Source organism: Prosthecobacter algae, from assembly GCF_039542385.1.
Lineage (GTDB): Bacteria > Verrucomicrobiota > Verrucomicrobiia > Verrucomicrobiales > Verrucomicrobiaceae > Prosthecobacter > Prosthecobacter algae.
In genome coordinates this window covers 69,739-86,956 of sequence record NZ_BAABIA010000006.1, presented here as the reverse complement: position 1 = coordinate 86,956, position 17,218 = coordinate 69,739, and the positions used below count along the sequence as shown (strand labels likewise).

Below are 17,218 nucleotides of genomic sequence, written 5' to 3'. Positions count from 1 at the left end.
TATGAATTTGAACAGCAAAGAAGGCACCGCGGGCATCACGGCCCTGCTGGTTATCGCCATCGTTTTTGCCGTGAACTTCCTGGTTGGCGGCCTCGGCCTGGGCAATGCCCGCGTGGACCTCACCCAGAACAAGCTCTACACGCTGACCGAAGGCACGCGTAACATCCTGGACCGGCTGAACCCAGACAAGCCGGTGACCATCCGCTACTACGAAACGACGGATGACCGCATCATGCCGCCCCAGCTCAAGATGCGCGCCACGGTGGTGCGCGATCTCCTGCTGGAGTTCCAGACGGCGGCCAAGGGCAAGCTCATCCTGGAAAGGCTGAACCCCAATCCGAACACCGAAGATGAAGACCGCGCCCGCGAGGACGACATCCAAGGTCTGCCTGTGAACCAGGATGGCGACATGCTTTACTTTGGCATGGCCATTCAGTCGGCCGCCAACAAGGAAGTGCTGCCCTTCCTGAGCCCGGAACAGGAAACCTCGCTGGAATACAACATCACCCGCGCCATCCAGAAGGTCTCCCAGACCTCCAAGACCGTCATTGGTGTGATGACCTCCATGCCGATCATGGGCTCCCCGATGTTCCCCTTTCAACAGCAGCAGCGCAGCCAGCAGCCGTGGATCCTCATTCAGCGCCTGCGCATGGACTATGAAGTGCGTGACGTGCCGATGAGCTCCGACAAGATTGATTCGGACATCAACACGCTGGTGGTCATCCACCCGGCGGACATCACGGAGACTGCCGAGTACGCGATTGACCAATACCTGCTCAAGGGTGGCAAGGTGATCGCCCTGGTGGATCCGCAGAGCATTGTGGCCAAGCGTGTGTACAGCAACCAGCCGAACCCGATGACCGGCCAGCCCGGCGGTGTCATCAATCCGGCGTCTGACCTGGCCAACCTGTTCAAGGCCTGGGGCGTCTCCTTCACCAAGAACCAGGTCGTGGCCGATGTGAACTATCGCAGTCCACAGGGTGGCCAGAATCCCCTCGACCTGGAGCTTCCGGCTGAGGCGCTGGACCAGACCGACCGCATGACCTCCAACCTGCAGCCCTTGCGCATGCTGGTGAGCGGAGCCTTCACCATTGATCCCCGTGATGGCATCCAGTCCACCATCCTGGCCAGCAGCTCTAAGGCCAATGAACTGTTGGACGTTTCTGAAGCCGAGTCTCTGACCCCGGAACGCATGAACACCTTCAGCGCCACGGGCCGCCCACAGATCCTCGCGGTGCGTCTGAGCGGCAAGTTCAAGACCGCCTTCCCAGGTGGTCGCCCGAAAGGCCCTGCAGCCAGCCCTGAATCCGGCGGCGCACAGGAAGATGCCACGGCACCTAAACCTGCCGATGCGCCCACAGCCGCTCCAGCACCGGCCCCTGCGCCAGCACCAACTGCCGCCGCTGCTCCTGCGGCCCCCGCACCTACGGCTCCTGTCACGGCACCCGCAACGCCCGTTGTTTCGGCCCCGGCTGCGCCGAAGGCTGAAGCTCCTGCTGCCCCCAATGCTCCAGCGAAGAAGGAAGAGTTCAACATCAGCGACGGCACCATCAAGGAATCCGTCAGCAATGAAGGCGTGGTCGTCCTCTTCGGCGACGCTGACATGATGTATGACGAGCTCTGCGTGGGCCGTGACCGCGTCACGGGTGAGATGGTGGCTGCGAATGCCAACCTGCCTCTGATGCTCAACGCCATCGAAGTCCTCAGCGGCGGTGGTGACCTCCTGCAGGTGCGTGGCCGTGCTGCCACCCAGCGCCCCTTCCTGAAAATGGCTGAACTGCGTGAGAAGGTGGACCAGAAGTACCGCCCACAGCGCCAGGCCCTCCAGGCGAAACTGGACGAAACCGCCCAGAAGATGGGCCCCCTGCGCGTGAAGGACGGCCAGTTGGCCGACCCACGTCAGATCAAGGAACTGAACGAGCTGATGAAGACCCAGTCTGACATCAACCGCCAGATTCGCGAAGTGAAGCGGGAACAGAACAAGGAGATCGAGTTCACGAAGTCCATGATCGTCCTTCTCAACTTCTTGGCCGTGCCGTTGCTCGTCATCAGTCTTGGCCTGCTGCTGGCCATGCGTCGTCGTGCGGTTACCGCTGCCGTCTGATTTGTTCCTTCAAACTCTTCGATTCCATATTCATCCATGAAGAAGATTCTCATTCTCCTCATCATCCTCGGCGGGCTGGTCGGAGCCGGCATTGTCTACCAGAAACAGCAGAACTCCGTGCTCAACACCGCCGCCAATACGGGTGTGAAAGTGCGCGAGCAACTGCTGCCCGACCTCGACATCCTGGCGGTGAAAAAGATCCGTGTGAAAGACGCGAAATCGGAAGCCACCGTCAGCCTTGCTGAGGATGGCAAAAGCGCCAGCATCGAGCAGCGCGGCGGTTATCCAGCCAGCATGGACCGCATCAGCACGGTGATCCAGGAGCTGTATGAGCAGCGCATCGCCAACAAGCAGCAGGTCCGCAAGGGCGCCTGGGCCGAAATCCAGGTGCAGCCTCCCGGAGAAGGCAGTGAAGGCGTGGGCACGCAAGTGGAGCTGATCGGTGAAGGGGGCAAGATCATCAAGTCCCTGATCCTCGGCAAGACCATTGACACGGCAGGCGGCCGTGCCAGCAACCAGTTCGGTGGCAGCGGCCAGCGCTTCGTGCGCATCCCAGATGATGGAGACACCATCTGGGTCGTCAGCAATCCGTTCACGGACCTGGAGCCCAAGCCGGAAACCTGGCTGGACAAGGCCTTCATTGACATTCAGCGCATCAAGGAAATCACCCTGGTGCCGCCGCAGGCCGACGAAGGCTGGAAAGTGGACCGCCCGAATGATGCGGCCATGGAGTTCGCGCTCATGGATGCCAAGCCCGGCGAAGCCCTGGATGCTGCCAAGCTGCCCGTGGGCAACCTGCTTTCCACCCCGGTCTTCAACGACGTGGTGACAAAGGAAGAAAGTGCCAAGGTGCTGAAGGGTGCCTCGAAAGTGAACATCGTCACCTTTGACGGTTTTGTTTACGATCTTGAGGTGGTCAAGCAGCCTTCCGCTGATGGTGTGGGGCGCTTTTACCTGAGCGTGAATGTGAAGGGCAACTTCCCCAAATCACGCCCGCCTGTGAAGGACGAGAAGGAAGAGGACAAGAAGAAGGCCGATGAAGCCTTTGCCGCGAAGACCAAGGAACTGGAAGCCAAGCTGGCCAGAGAGCAGAAGTTCGCCGGATGGGCCTTTGAAGTCTCCGAATACACGGTGAACAACCTCTTCAAGAAGCGCAGTGAAATCGTGAAAGTGGCCGCCAAGGCAACTCCTGCCCCTGCGGCACCTGGAGCCCCGGCACCTGCTGGCGCATCGCTGCCTTTCCCGACCGCTCCGTCTGCCCCCGCACCAGCCCCGGCTGCTGCACCAGCACCGGCTTCGGCAGCGACACCGCCTGTCGCTGCTCCAGCGGCACCTCAGCCAGCGGCTGCCCCAGCCCCTGCGAAGGAATAAGAAGGCGGGTCTGCGGATCTGTTTTGGAACCTCTCAACGGCAACCTGCTTTCCGCAGGTTGCCGTTTTTGCTTGGAATCGGCGACAGGGTGTGGTGAGAACTGCCGTATCGTTTGCTTCCCATTCACGCCATGTCCTCCCGCCGTACCTTTTTCCGTCAAACTCTCGGGGCTGCCGCTCTCAGCCTCGTCCCGAATGTGTCCAACGCCGCTGCTGCCCCACGCAAGCTGCGCAAGGCCATCATGGGCGGGACCCTGGGCATCAAAGGCACGCTGATGGAGAAGTATGCGGCTGCGAAGGCGGTTGGTTATGAAGGGGTGGAACCGTCTGGCGGGATGAACCAGCAGGAAGTGCTGGACGCCCTCGGGGCCAGCGGTCTGGAGGCTGCCAGCGTCTGCTGCCACACACACTGGAAGCAGACCCTCACCCACAATGATGCGGCGGAACGTGAGGCGGGCTTGCAAGGCGTGCTGACGACGCTGCGCGATGCCAAGACCTATGGGGCGGGCTCCATCCTTGTCGTTCCCGGCGTCTGCAATGAAGAGGTGCCTTATGATGTGGCCTGGGAACGTTCCATCACGGAACTGAAAAAAGCCGTGCCCCTGGCCAAGGAACTGGACGTGAAGATCTCCATCGAGAACGTCTGGAACAATTTCATTCTCAGCCCGCTGGAGGCCGTGCGCTTTCTGGAAGAGATCGGCGATCCTATCGTGGGCTGGCATTTCGACATCGGCAATGTGCTGCGCTATGGCTGGCCGGAGCAGTGGATCAAGGTGCTGGGCAAGCGCATCAACCGCATCCACGTGAAGGAATACAGCACGAAGAAGATGAAGGAAGAAGGGGTGTGGAAGGGCTTTGACTGTGACCTGACGGAAGGGGACAACAACTGGCCCGCCATCATGAAGGCCCTCGACGATGTTGGCTACACAGGCTGGGCGATCAGCGAGCAGCGCGGCGGCCTGAACCCGAACGGCCTGAAGATGCTGACGGAGCGCATGGACCGCATCTTTGCGATGTGAATGTGATGTGGCGGTCGGGGAGAGCAGGTGCCCAGCGTGACGCGACGGCTCCACCACAGACCTCGTTGGAGAAACGTGTCCAGGCTCTCCAGTCTCCACCTCGAAAAGCATTCGACCGACCCTCACCCCAGCCCTTTCGCTTCGCGGCTTCGCAACCCTACAAGCGGGCGAGGGGGGACGCCGTTTGGTCTTCGAGTAATGAAGACCACACGTACCCTTTCCAAATTCTCGTTCGCTCACAATTCTAGATCTGCCAACGTGCGTTCCCTCTCCCCTGGGAGAGGCCAAGGTGAGGGGGGCGCAGCACGCCAGACCTCGTTTGGGAAACGTGTCCAGGCTCCACCTCGAAAAGCTTTCGACGGCCCCTCACCCCCAACCCGCTTCCGCAAGCGGGGCGAGGGAGGACGTTTTTTTGGCTTGGCCTAACCAATACCATTGCGCGATTTTTGAAGCATTCGTTGCTCTTAAATTCAGAGCTTCCCAAGGACGACTTGTGCAAAGCTAATCGCGGAGCGGGTTCATTCTTGTGGCGGGTAGAATTGGGCGATTCTGAGAAAAGGGGAAGTCTTTGAAATCGCCTAAAGGCTATACACCAACAGAACGGGCGAGGTGTACTGGAGGTGCGCAGGCGGACCTTTGTTTGATGATTTGTTATTGAGCCCGGCGTTTCAGGGTAGCGAGCATGTCTTCCAGCTTTTCGGTGACTTTGGTGGAGGCGGGGACTTCCAGGTAGCTGCTGCGGGCACGCCAGGTTTCATAACCGCCCATGGCATGGTCTTCCTCCGTGGGGAGGTAGCCGTTGTAGCCATTGGCGAGGGAGATGGTGAAGTGGCGGAGGAAGGGGGTGGTCTGCTTCAGCCGGAGGCCGATCTGCACAAAGACTTCGCAGGGGATGGAGGCGACGCTGAGGGTGCCGATGCGGTGGGCCTGGAGCTTCACGGGGACGGTGTCCGGGTAGTCGGCCAGCAGCAGGGTTTCGCGGGCGTAAATGGCTTTTTTGTCGGCCCACTGGCCGTCCTTGTCTTTGGGGATGGTGGCCAGCCATTCTTTGGCCTGGGCGAGGTCCTGCGCGTTGCCTTTGCGAACGCCTAACTGGAGATCGGTCTCTTCGGAATCGAGGGTGATTTTGGACTCCCACTTGATGGTGTCATAGGCCCCCTGAGTGGCATCGGCGACGCTGCGGGCGACGATGTTGATCTGCTCTCCGGGGTTGCGCTTGTAGCGGATGGAGGAGCCGAAGTTGATGTTGTTGATGTTGCCGCTGGTGCCGTTGGACAGGATGCCGACAAAGGCGGGCTTGCCAGTGTAGCGGGGATCTCCAGCGCCCAGGCGGCTGCCGATTTCACGGGCAAAAGCGCCGAAGTAGTCGGCACTGATGGCGGTGTTGCCGCCGACGTAGTGGAGGCTGTAGTTGGCCAACAGGCCGATGGGACGTTTGTCGGCAAGGGCGCGGACGGCGATGACGGCGACGTCCTGATCCACGGCGGAAGTGGGAACGGAGACGCTAGTGCTGACGTTACCGGGGTTCATCTTGGCGCGGTCGGTCGTGATGCCGAAAGGATTTTCGTAGTACTGGCCTTCCTTCATGTGCCAGCGGCGGTTGAAGACGTGGGCGGGATCGCTGCCAAAGGCCCAGCCGAACTCGGCGGGCTCCAGATTTTTCACGGCCTGGGCGATACCGGCGGCGATGCGCGGGGCCACGGTTTTGACATACTCGGGATCGGGGTCGCTCTGAAATACGCCGGCGAGGGTGGCGGCAGAGTGGGTGTGGGTGGCGGAGATGAGGATGTGCGCGGCGGGGATGCCGGTTTCCTTGGCGGCGAGGGCCTTGGCGTCTTCGCAGATCTCGCGCGGGATCATGCAGGCATCCACCACGACATAAACCAGGGCGCGCTGGCCATCATGCAGGGCCAAGCAGCGGGCGTGCATGGGATCGGTGATTCCCTGGGCAAAGTTGCCCTTCATGCTGCCATTGACGGGGGTGGGGAATTGGGTGGGCGAGATGTCCTGGGCAAAGGCTCCGGCCTTAAATTCAGCCTGGGCCGAAAACGCGGGCAGGAGCAGGGCAAGAAGACAACCGGAGAAGAGGCGGCGGCGCATAGTCAGAGACCTACGGTGGTAAAGCCTGGTTTCTGCGTTGGTAAATCAGAGGAGCGTTAAAAAGTGAGCGGGGAAGCGACTGACCTCGGGTGGACGAAGGGCTGTTTCGTGAGCTTTCAGCCGGAGAGAGGGCCTAACCAAACTGGCTATTCAAAAAGGCGTTTTGCATGAAATTATAGTGGATCGAAAAACGCCGATCCAAGTGAATCATTTTTGAGAATAAATGGTTAAGCCTCAACAGCTAAGGACGGGCTACGGGTCCTTTTGAGTATTTTGATATGGAATCGAAAAATGTCTTTACTCGCGACTCACTTTTCTCGGAAACTCAGGTGTTTTTATTAGGCCCTGCCTGAGCCCAACCCCCAACCCCGGTCTCTTCAGCAAAGCACTTCCAGGATGTCCTAGAGTTGCCATGTCTGGTTAGGCCACTCTCAGGCGGAGCCTTTTGGTACCAACCCCAACTTCTATGATCCATACCCTTCGTCGTCATCGCCGACACGTGAGTCTTGCCCTGGTAGCTTTGCTGAGCAGTTGGCAGATCAGTCAGCCTTTGCAGGCCGTCACACTGTATTGGGATGGCAGCACTTCGGGCGCCTGGAATGTCACGACGAATTGGAACTTGGCAGCGAACGGAACGGGTGCGGCGCCTGCAAACACCACGACGGCCACAGATGACTTGTTCTTTTTTGCTACCGGGGCGTTGAACACCACCACACAGACGCTGGGAGCCAGCCGTACGGCGCGCAGTCTAACTTTTGGTTCGGGAATCACTTCGGCATTGGCGATCAGTGGAAACACGCTGACGCTTACTCCGACGGGGACGGGGCAGACGGCGACGGGTGTGGCTATCGACATGACGGGTGCTGGGGCCGATGTGAGCATCACTTCAGCGGTCACCCTGGGGGCTGACCAAACCTGGCTGCTGGGGACGGGGCGGACATTGACGATTGGTTCCTTCACTGCGGATGGAACGGACGACCTTATCGTGGACGGTGCAGGGACCCTGAGCCTGGGCAACACGACGGACAACTCGTATGGGATCGGCATCATCACGCTGCAAAACGGGGCGACACTGCTGAACACTCAGGACAATGCTTTTGGTGATACGACGACGATCATCAACATGACCAGCGGCACGACCTGGGACAAAGGCGGCTTTGGCGATGCCTTTCGTGGCCTCACGGGAACAGGGTCGGTGATCAATGCAGGTAACCTGGATTTCCGCACGCTCACGGGTGAGACGCTGACCTTTTCTGGGTCTGTGACAGGCCCAACTACGGGAGATTTGGCGAAGCAGGGGCAGGCAAACCTGGGCACGCAGGTGATCGCCGGAGATGTGAATTTTCAAGACCAGTTGCTGGTGTATTCCGGCACGCTGTCGCTGGCGAATGCGAATGGTGCGGCGAACCAGATCGTGGGCATGATTTTGCTCGGTCGATCCGATACTTCCACGGTGAAAGATGTGGCGGTGCCCTATTCCACGCTTCGCCTGGACAGCTCCGTGGCTAACCATGTGGCGCAGAACCGTCTGCATGATGACGAAGAGCTGCAGTTCCGCTCCACGGCACATTTGCACATGATCGGCAATGCACTGGCGGCGACGACGGAGGTGACTGGGCCGCTGAACATCGCGGAAATGAACGGGGTAGATTCGAATGCCGTCATCACGCTGGAAGATGGCGGTGCCGGGCTTACCTTGACTGCGGACAGTCTCATTCGTTCGGCAGGTTCCACGCTTTTGCTTCGTGGCAGCAATCTGGGGACCGGACCTGCGGGAGCTGGGGTGGCCCGGCTGCTTTTTGATGTGACGGCACCGACCATCACGGGGACGCTGGGGACGCCGACGGCGGGCATTGTGCCGGGAATATTGGGGGATCATTCCCTGACGGGACAGGGGACAGGATTTGTGACCTACGATGTCAACGGGCTCCGCCTGCTGCAGGCTTCGGAAATGGTGTCCTCCTTTGCCGGGCTGGGGCAGAACGTGAAGCTGGAAGCCAACCAGACGCTGGCGGCTAATACGAATGATCTCACGGCGAATCTGGCGGGTGCGGGAGTGACGCTGGACCTGGGTGGAAATGTGCTGTCGCTGGCCGGGGCCAGCATCCTGAGCAGCGGCACGGCACCGGCAACGATCGCCAATGGAACCATCAACTTTGGCGCGGCGACGGAAGGCTTCATCTACACGGTGAATGATCTAACGTTGAATGCCACCATCACGGGTGATACGGGCTTGGCCAAGACGGGACCCGGCACGCTGACCATCAACCAGCCGCAGACCTACACGGGGCCCACCTCCATCAATGGCGGTACGGTGACGGTTGGTGGTTCCTTCATCCTGCCTGCCAGCCGGCTGAATGTGAATGGTGTGCTGAACTTCAGTGGCTCAGGCAACTACAACCGGGTGCAGCACCTGAGTGGCAGCAACCTGGCGACGGTGAACCTGAATGGCAACACGCTGGAAATGGCCGGTGGTGCGAGCGTGGATTATTATGGCCAGTTGACGGGCACGGCAGATTCGAAGCTGATCAAGTCGGGCACAAACACTTACGGACACCGCTCGCTGAACACGGCCTTTTTGGGGGAGGTGATTATCCGTGGCGGCACCTTCCGCATTTTGGGAGACACGAACAGTGCCACCAGCCTGCTGGCCGGGACGCTGACTGGAGCCAAGTCCTTCCTGGTGGAGACCGGGGGGACGCTGACGCTGGACAACCAAAATGGTGCGGACAGCCGCGCAATCAGCAACCGCATCGGCGACACGGCGCCGATCACTCTGAACCGGGGTAGCTTCCTCATTACTGGATCTAACAGCGCTCGCCCCGCTGAAGTGGTGGGTGACATCACGATGTCTGGTGGCTTCAACACCATCACGCTGGATGCGGACTTTGGCTCCAACACTGACGCGAACAACACCCATGGCGATGTGGTGCTGACGGCCTCGCGCCTGCTGCGCACGAACTTTGCTACGGGGTTGGTGCGCGGGGACAACCTGGGCTTTGCCATCAACGGTCTGGCAGATGATGCAACGGCTGCGAATACGACGGGTGGCAATGCGGGCGACCCGGGCGGTGCGGAAGCGAACTTCATCGTGACGAACGGCATCACGCTGAGCTCCGCAGGCACGGGCAGTGCGATTGGCATCGTGCCGTATCTGACGGGCGGCGTCTCCTCAAGCAGCACGGGCTCCAGCCTTGTGACGTATGCCGCAGGCAATGGCTTCCGCCTGCTGGATTTCAGCCCGACGACGACGGACTATTTCTTCCAGGCCTTTGCGGCGAATGCGGCCCTTAGCTCGGCGAGCATCACCGGGCAGAATGTTTATTTGGACATCACGGCGAACAATTCCGATCCACTCCTGGACGGGCCTGCCATCATTGGCGGTCTGGTGATTGACAATACCGGTGGCACGGGCGCGGACCTTTTCCTGCAAGGAAATCTGCTGACCGTCAGCGGCGGCATCATCCTTTCCACAGGCACCCAGACGAACACCATCTCTGCCGGGGGGGCTGGTGGGTCTATCACCTTTGGCAACAATGCCGTTACGGGATATGAGGGACGCATCCATGGCGCGCGCCGGATCGAGATCAATGCTCCGATTGTGGACAATGGTCCCAACGCTGTCTCCATCACCGCTGATGGCGAAGTTTACTACACGGTGCCGCAGCTTTACACGGGCAACACGGTCATCAACTCGGGCCGCATTGAAATCTCCGGCGGTGATAACTACATGCCCATCGGCGGGGTGTTGACGGCCAATGGCAACGGGGCCCTGCGCCTGTTTGGCGGTAGCCAGGAAGTGGGCGGCCTGCAGGGGACGGGTTTCATCGAAAGCTTCAGCGCGACCTTGGTGCGCACACTGACGATCAACACGGATGGAGCGGGAGATGAATTCACCTTCAACGGTATCCTCCGCGATGGTGCAGCGATGTCTCTCGCTCTTGTGAAAAAGGGACCTGGCACGCAGATTTTTTCCGGTGCGGCCGGAGTGAGCACGGCGACGGGGACCGTTGCGGTGCAACAGGGCCGGATGGTGCTGGATGGTGGCATCACGAATACCAGCGGGCAGACTTTCCAGGACAACCGCTTTGCCGCCAACGTGCCGGTGATCCTGGGGCAGGGGGCATTCTCCGGCCAGTTGCAGATTGGTGGTCCTTCCGGGGCGCTGAACCAGACGGTGGCGGAGCTTTCCTCCTCCGGTACCGGCACGGCGAATGCGATCCTAGGCGGCAATGGCACCCGGTCCACCTTCACGGTGAATCAGGCCACGACAACGACCTTCAATGGTGGTCTGGGCGGTGCGGGCACTTTCCAGAATAACCTGAATTTTGTCAAAAATGGTGCAGGCAGCCTCACGGTCGCAGGCAGCAATTCTCTGAACGGCACAGTGGCGGTGAATGCAGGTGAATTGATCGTCAGCGGCGCGGGCCTGCTGGGCAGCAATGTGCAGCGCGCCACGGTGGCCGATGGTGCCAAGCTGTTCTTCCAGCATGGCAACAGCACGCAGACCTTTGCCGGCACCGGCAATGTGCTGACGCTGGGCAACACGACCGGAGCCATCCTGGGTTTTGGCATCAATGGGGCGACCAATGACCAGATCAATCTCACGGCGGGGCAGACCCTGACGCGGAACGGGACGACGAGCGCGGACATCTATGTGGTGGGTACACCGACGTTGACTTCTTACACACTGATCAACAGCGCTGCCGATGGAAGCTTCCTGGGCTCCGGTAGCTTTGTCGCCGGGACAATCTTCAATCCCGGTAACTTCATTTATAACGTCACCCGTGAGAGCCCAGACCTGGGCAATAACGACCGCCTTATCCTGACGCTGACCGCGCAGGCGGCACCGCCGGATGTTTGGTGGAAGGGCGATCTGAGCGGTACTGGTACCGGGGTGTGGAGTGGCTCCGGAATCGGTGGCAACACCAACTGGGATTCCTCCCAAGCGGGTGGTGTGGATGCCTCCGTCCCGCCAGACAGCAATTCGCACGTGCACTTCAGTGCCAATGGCTCGGCTAATTTCACCACCAGCCTGGGGGCTGACCTGACGGTGAAGCAGGTGACGTTTGAAGCCGGTTCAGTAACCAACGGAGTCACCGTCGGCGGCACTGACAAACTGACGCTCACAGGTGCCTCGGGCATCGGTTTCACGCTTGCCAGCGGCAATGCAGGGACAGTCACCGTGAGTGCGCCCGTGGGCATTGGGGCTACGCAGGCCTGGAATGTGGAAGATGCGGCGGGGACACTGGCCGTGCTGGGCGGGGTGAGCGGCACGGGATCGCTGGATCTCAATGCCAGCCCGACGGCGACAGGGACAGTCATTTTGGGTGGTACCTCCACCTACACAGGCAGCACTAGCATCCGCGCAGGGCGGCTGGGGCTGACCGGCACGGATTCGCTGCCGAATGGTTCCGCATTGACCCTGGGGTCGGCCACTAGCGGTGCTATTTTGCAACTGGGCACGGCACAAGGTGCGGCGAATGTGACGCTTGGCAGTCTGGTGCTGGGCAGCTTTGGCAGCCATGGCATCGTGGGCGGGGCGGCGGCGCTTTCCACCCTGACTCTGAATCAGGCGACACCGCTGACGCTGGGCTTTGGCATCGGCGGTGCAGGCACGAATGAAAACAATGTGAGCCTGGTGAAGAAGGGGGCGGGCACGCTGATCCTCGACGGTGCCAACACTTATGTCGGCACGACGACCATCAACCAGGGCACAGTGCAACTGGGTGCGAGTGGCAGCAGCACGGGCAGCACGGGATTGTTTATCAATGCCGATGCTGGCCAGGCAGCCGTGATGGAAATCAATGGCCGCACGATGACCCTTACCGGGGCCATCACCCTCGGCGGTGCCAGCAGCACCTCCCAGGCCAATCTTCTGGATACGGCCACGGGCGGCAGCCTGACTCTGGGCGGCAACATCACTTATGACGCAGTGAATAATCCGCTGGGCTCCACGGTGAGCGTGAACCTGGTGGGCACGGGAACGAGCCGCACGATCATCGGCAATGATTCCACCTCGGCAACGACGGACCTGACGGTCTCGGGCGACTACCTCATTGCCTCCAACCATGCGCTGACCCTCGATGGCACCGGCAACAACGTGTTTTCTGGCGACGTCACCTCCGACGGAGTGGCAACCCTGGAAACGGGGCGCGACCTCAACAAAGCGGGCACGGGAACGTGGACGCTGACGGGCGCGATCAACATTGGGGATACCCTGGCGATCAACAATGGCACCCTCAACCTGGACGGTACCTCGGTGCAGAACGATGTCATTGTGACAGGAGCCACGAGCGTGCTGAACATCAGCGGCACCATTGATGGGTCCCTCATTGCAGACACAACCAGCAACGGCCTCTATGTGAGAACGGGCGGCACCATCAACCTCCTGGCCCACAACATCCTCGGCAGCGCGATGGAGTTTGTGCTGGTGAATGAAAACGCCGCCGGCACCTCCACGCTGAATTTGAATAGCTTCTCCTTCACCACACCGAGGCTGGATGTGGGCGGTGCGAGCAATACGGCAGACCGCATCGGCAATGTCATCGGGACAGGCACGGTGAACATTGGGACCGTCCTGAATGGTTACGCGGGCAGCGTCAGCGCGAATCTGGCGAGCACGGTGACTGGGGCCAACAGCATCAACAAAGACAGTGTGGGAACGGTGGTGCTCTCTGGCAACAACGCCTTTGGCACGGGCAACACGCTGGTGCGTGAAGGAGAGCTGGCGCTCGACTTTGGCACCCAGTCCGGCACCGACAATAAGATCGGCACTGGGATCCTTACACTGGGGGGCACCGTCGCGGAGGCCAACCCTCGGCTGTCGCTCAATGGTCATGGCACGGTGCCAGCCTCGCAGGCAGTCGCCAGTTTGGCGGTGGCTCGCGGGGCGGGGGAGATCGCCCTCGTCAACAATGGCGCGGCTGTGACGCTCGATATCATCGGCACCCTCACTCGCACGAACAACTCCACCCTGAACTTTGAGATCGGCTCCGGCACGGAGGTGAAGATCGGTACCACCACGCTCACGGATGGCATCATCGGCGGCTGGGCGACGGTGAACAGTTCGGCTTTTGCCACGGTCAGTGGTGGTAAGATCACCTCCCTAGTCAGCACTCCAGGAAATGATGTGGATGCCTGGACGGCAGGCCAGCATGTGATCAATACAGCGGTCTTAACCAATGTGGTGGACCAGTGTGTGCCTAACATTGCCTCACTGACCTTCAATGCCAATGCGGCGAGCACGCTGGCGATTAACAATTTCCGCTCCCTGGCCATCAGCAGCGGTGGCATTCTGCTGACCTCCAATGTAGGCGCGAACAATACCGCCATCACCGGTGGTCGCCTCATCGGTCCGCTGGTGGTTCACCAGAACAACACGGGCGGCACTTTTGAAATCAGCTCGGACCGCGACGGTACTTTGACCAAGAGCGGTGAAGGCACCCTGATCCTCTCTGGCCGCGCGCTTTCCAACACGGCGGCGGTGACGCTGAACGAAGGCCGTCTGGTGCTGACCGGAGGCAACGCCATCGGCGATCTCTCTCCCGTGAACATCATTGGTGCCCTGGGCTCCGGGGCAACCGTGCTGGAACTTCCCGCAGGCCAGACTGAAACCATCGGCCTGCTGCAAGGCGGGGAAAATGCGAATGGCACGGTGCTGCTGAATGCAGGCTCCCAGCTCACGCTGAATCAGAGCGATGGCGATGGCACGGCCAACGAAAACTTCATCTTTGGCGGTGCCTTCTCCGGCAGCGGCACCCTGGTGAAAACCAACATTGACTACCTGACCATCACCGGCCTGAGCGCCGACTTCACAGGTGCTGTGGTGGCGGATCTGGGACGCATCGATCTTCAGGGAGGGGCCGGTCGCCTGAGTTCGGCCACTTCCTACACGGTGAATGCCGGAGCTGAACTCATCTTCCGTCAGGATCAGACAAGCACCATCAACCGTCTCAGTGATTCTGCACCGATCACGCTGAACAATACGGCTGGAACCGTCACCGTGTCTCCGCGCAACGGTCTTTGGAGCTACAACCAGAACCAGAATGCTACTCGCACGGAAAACGTCGGCCCCATCAATTTAGGCTACGGGCATAACCTCATCCTCTCGCAGGGGAACAACGGGACAGGCACGGGGACCTCCACCATCGCCGACTTGGTGGCGGACACCCTGACACGCGGCACACAGCGTTCGACACTTTTGGTTCGCGGACCGGCGCTGGGCACCACCACGGCCACCCAGCGCGGCCTCATCCGCTTTGATACGGGGGCCACGGCGACACTGGAAGGTTATGAAGTGGGCGGCGGCGGCCTCATCACATCGTCCAACATTTCCATCATCCCCTGGATCATCGGCCATTCGGATGCCTCCGGCGCTGGCAATACTTTGGTGACTCATGAGTCTGCCGCGCTGGGCCTCCGCCCGCTGGCCTCGACGGAGTACATCAATGACTCCGCGGCCATCACGGGCACGCTGAATAACAACATCCGCTACACGGCCTCCTCCACCCTTGTGGCGACGCCGACGGCCATCAATGCGCTGGTGTTTGATTCTGCCACGGCCATTGCGCTCAGTGGCACATCCTCCTCGATGGAAGTCACCAGCGGCACCTTGTTGTTTGCAGGCAATGGCAACCACAGCATCAGCGGCATCTCCGGCCTCACCGCAGGTGGTGGCCGCGATTACTCCATCTTCACCACCGGGACTGGCACAGTGACGCTGGATCCGGCGCTGACTTCGGCTGTGCCGTTGGTGAAATCGGGTGCAGGCACTCTCCGCCTCACCAACGTGCTGAACGCTTTCACCAGCGTTTACCTGAACCAGGGGAACCTTGAGATTTCCAACATCGCCGCTCTCGGCACAGGAGCGATCAATTTTGCTGGTGGCCAGCTCAATCTGGGCGCGGGTTACACAGGGGATCTGGGCAGCCGTATGTGGAATGTGGGGACGGGTGGTGGCACCATCAACTTGAATGCCATCAACGCCACGGCCACCAATCTCATGCTCACAGGCAATGCGGAATTGCGCAAGCTCGGCACCGGAACGCTGACTCTGACAGGTACCACCGCCAGCACGCACACCGGGCTGTTCACCGTTACCGCAGGCGCTCTAGAACTGAATGTTACGGGCGGCAATGCCATCGGCACCGGCGGCCTGCTCATCAGCGGGGCCACTCCAATCGTCCGACTGTTGGCCAGCGACCAGATCGCCGACACGGCCAAGGTGGAAATCCGCCATGGAACGGGGACCTCCCAGCGCTTTGACCTGAATAACTTCAGCGAGACCATCGGCGGGCTGATTCTCCTAACCACCTCCTCCGGGGGCACCATTGTGGCCACTGGAGCGACTGGCGTGCTGACGGTGATGGGCGACATCATCCTGAACAACAACCGCGTGACTGATGGCGGCACGACGGAGTTCCAGCTCCTGATCACTGGGACAGGCACGGCGAGTGCCGGCACCCGCAGTGTCACCGGCACCCTTGATCTGGGGGGGGCGGATCGTCGTATCGTGGTGGAGACAAGCCAAACGGATCCAAACTTCCGCAACGACGCCGTGATCGAGACGGTTGTCCGCAACGGGGGCATTATCAAGGAAGGCTCGCGCACTCTTTATCTCCGCGCTGACAACACGTATGCCGGAGCGACCACGATCAACCAGGGCCGCATCAGCATCGCCAGTGCAACGAATCTGGGCGATGGCTCGGTGACGAACACCCTCGCGCTCAACAATGGCGGCGTGCTGCGCAGCACCGGGGCCACGGTGGACCTGGGTGTGAACCGCAGCATTTCCCTGGGAGGCTCGGGCGGCAGCCTGGAGGTGGTTTCTCCGAACCAGCTCACGGCCTCCGGCATCATCTCTGGAACCGATTGCGCGGTGCTGACCAAAACGGGCACAGGCACCTTGTTCCTCACCAACGCCAACACTTACGTAGGCGGCAGCATGGTCAGCGCAGGCACGCTGGTGGTGAACAACCTCACGGGTTCCGGCACTGGTACCGGCACGGTGACTGTCGGCATTGGCAGCACCCTGGCTGGCACGGGCCGCATCTCTGGCCTGGTGGCCAACAGTGGCATCATCGCCCCTGGCTCCGTGAACAGCAGCGGTGTCAGCACTCTCGGCCAGTTGAACATTGGCAGCCTCAGTTCCACTTCGGAATCCATCCTGCTGTTCCAGCTTGGCGGGGCGACGACACTCGATCTGGCCAATGTGCTGGCATATCAGGCTAATCCTTCCGGCTTCAGTGTCCCGGCCTCCTGGACGAACTATGAACCGGGAACGACCCAGCATGACCAGCTCAACATCAATGATCCGAGCGCCCCGAGCCTGCTGACGACGATTCAGGTATCCAACATCTTCCTGAACGGCTTTGTGCCGGACTACGGGCATGTCTTCCAGATCCTGGACTGGACCAGCCTGGGCACGGCTGCAGCCACGGGTACGCCAACTTTCAACCTGCCAACGCTCACTGGCAGTCTGAGCTGGGATACGGGGCTGTTTAACAGCCACGGCCTGATCGTGGTCGTGCCAGAACCCAGCCGCCTGCTGCTGCTCTTCATCGGACTTCTGGGACTGCACTTCCGCCGCCGTCGTTGATCCGGGCCGGGGGTTTGTGGATGCG

The 17,218-nt window shown here is 60.6% G+C and carries 5 protein-coding genes; 4 read left to right on the top strand and 1 reads right to left on the bottom strand.

Annotated elements, in window-relative coordinates; genetic code table 11:
- The first annotated feature begins 1 nt into the window (after position 1).
- The 3 genes from ABEB25_RS15000 to ABEB25_RS14990 all read left to right on the top strand — a co-directional run bounded on the left by ABEB25_RS15000 (position 2) and on the right by ABEB25_RS14990 (position 4,493).
- A complete protein-coding gene (locus ABEB25_RS15000) occupies positions 2 to 2,104 on the top strand; it encodes a Gldg family protein (RefSeq protein ID WP_345737232.1) in 2,103 nt (700 codons plus the stop codon).
- Positions 2,105 to 2,140: 36 nt separating this feature from the next.
- Positions 2,141 to 3,475, top strand: coding sequence for a DUF4340 domain-containing protein (locus ABEB25_RS14995; RefSeq protein WP_345737231.1), 1,335 nt, complete (start codon positions 2,141 to 2,143; stop codon positions 3,473 to 3,475).
- Positions 3,476 to 3,605: 130 nt separating this feature from the next.
- Entirely contained in the window at positions 3,606 to 4,493 is an 888-nt protein-coding gene (locus ABEB25_RS14990) for a sugar phosphate isomerase/epimerase family protein (protein ID WP_345737230.1), read from the top strand.
- Positions 4,494 to 5,144: 651 nt separating this feature from the next.
- Here ABEB25_RS14990 and ABEB25_RS14985 read toward each other — a convergent pair.
- Entirely contained in the window at positions 5,145 to 6,593 is a 1,449-nt protein-coding gene (locus tag ABEB25_RS14985; RefSeq protein WP_345737229.1) for a neutral/alkaline non-lysosomal ceramidase N-terminal domain-containing protein, read from the bottom strand.
- A gap of 466 nt (positions 6,594 to 7,059) precedes the next feature.
- Between ABEB25_RS14985 and ABEB25_RS14980 the strand changes: the two genes are divergently transcribed.
- The gene (locus tag ABEB25_RS14980; RefSeq protein WP_345737228.1) at positions 7,060 to 17,193 is read left to right on the top strand and encodes an autotransporter-associated beta strand repeat-containing protein; all 10,134 of its coding nucleotides are present in this window, start codon (positions 7,060 to 7,062) and stop codon (positions 17,191 to 17,193) included.
- The last annotated feature ends 25 nt before the right edge of the window (positions 17,194 to 17,218 follow it).

Bases quoted from the DNA above. Each gene is read 5' to 3' on its own strand.
- ABEB25_RS14980 (WP_345737228.1), top strand. From the start codon at position 7,060: ATGATCCATACCCTTCGTCGTCATCGCCGACACGTGAGTCTTGCCCTG.
- ABEB25_RS14990 (WP_345737230.1), top strand. From the start codon at position 3,606: ATGTCCTCCCGCCGTACCTTTTTCCGTCAAACTCTCGGGGCTGCCGCT.
- ABEB25_RS14995 (WP_345737231.1), top strand. From the start codon at position 2,141: ATGAAGAAGATTCTCATTCTCCTCATCATCCTCGGCGGGCTGGTCGGA.
- ABEB25_RS14985 (WP_345737229.1), bottom strand. From the start codon at position 6,593: ATGCGCCGCCGCCTCTTCTCCGGTTGTCTTCTTGCCCTGCTCCTGCCC.
- ABEB25_RS15000 (WP_345737232.1), top strand. From the start codon at position 2: ATGAATTTGAACAGCAAAGAAGGCACCGCGGGCATCACGGCCCTGCTG.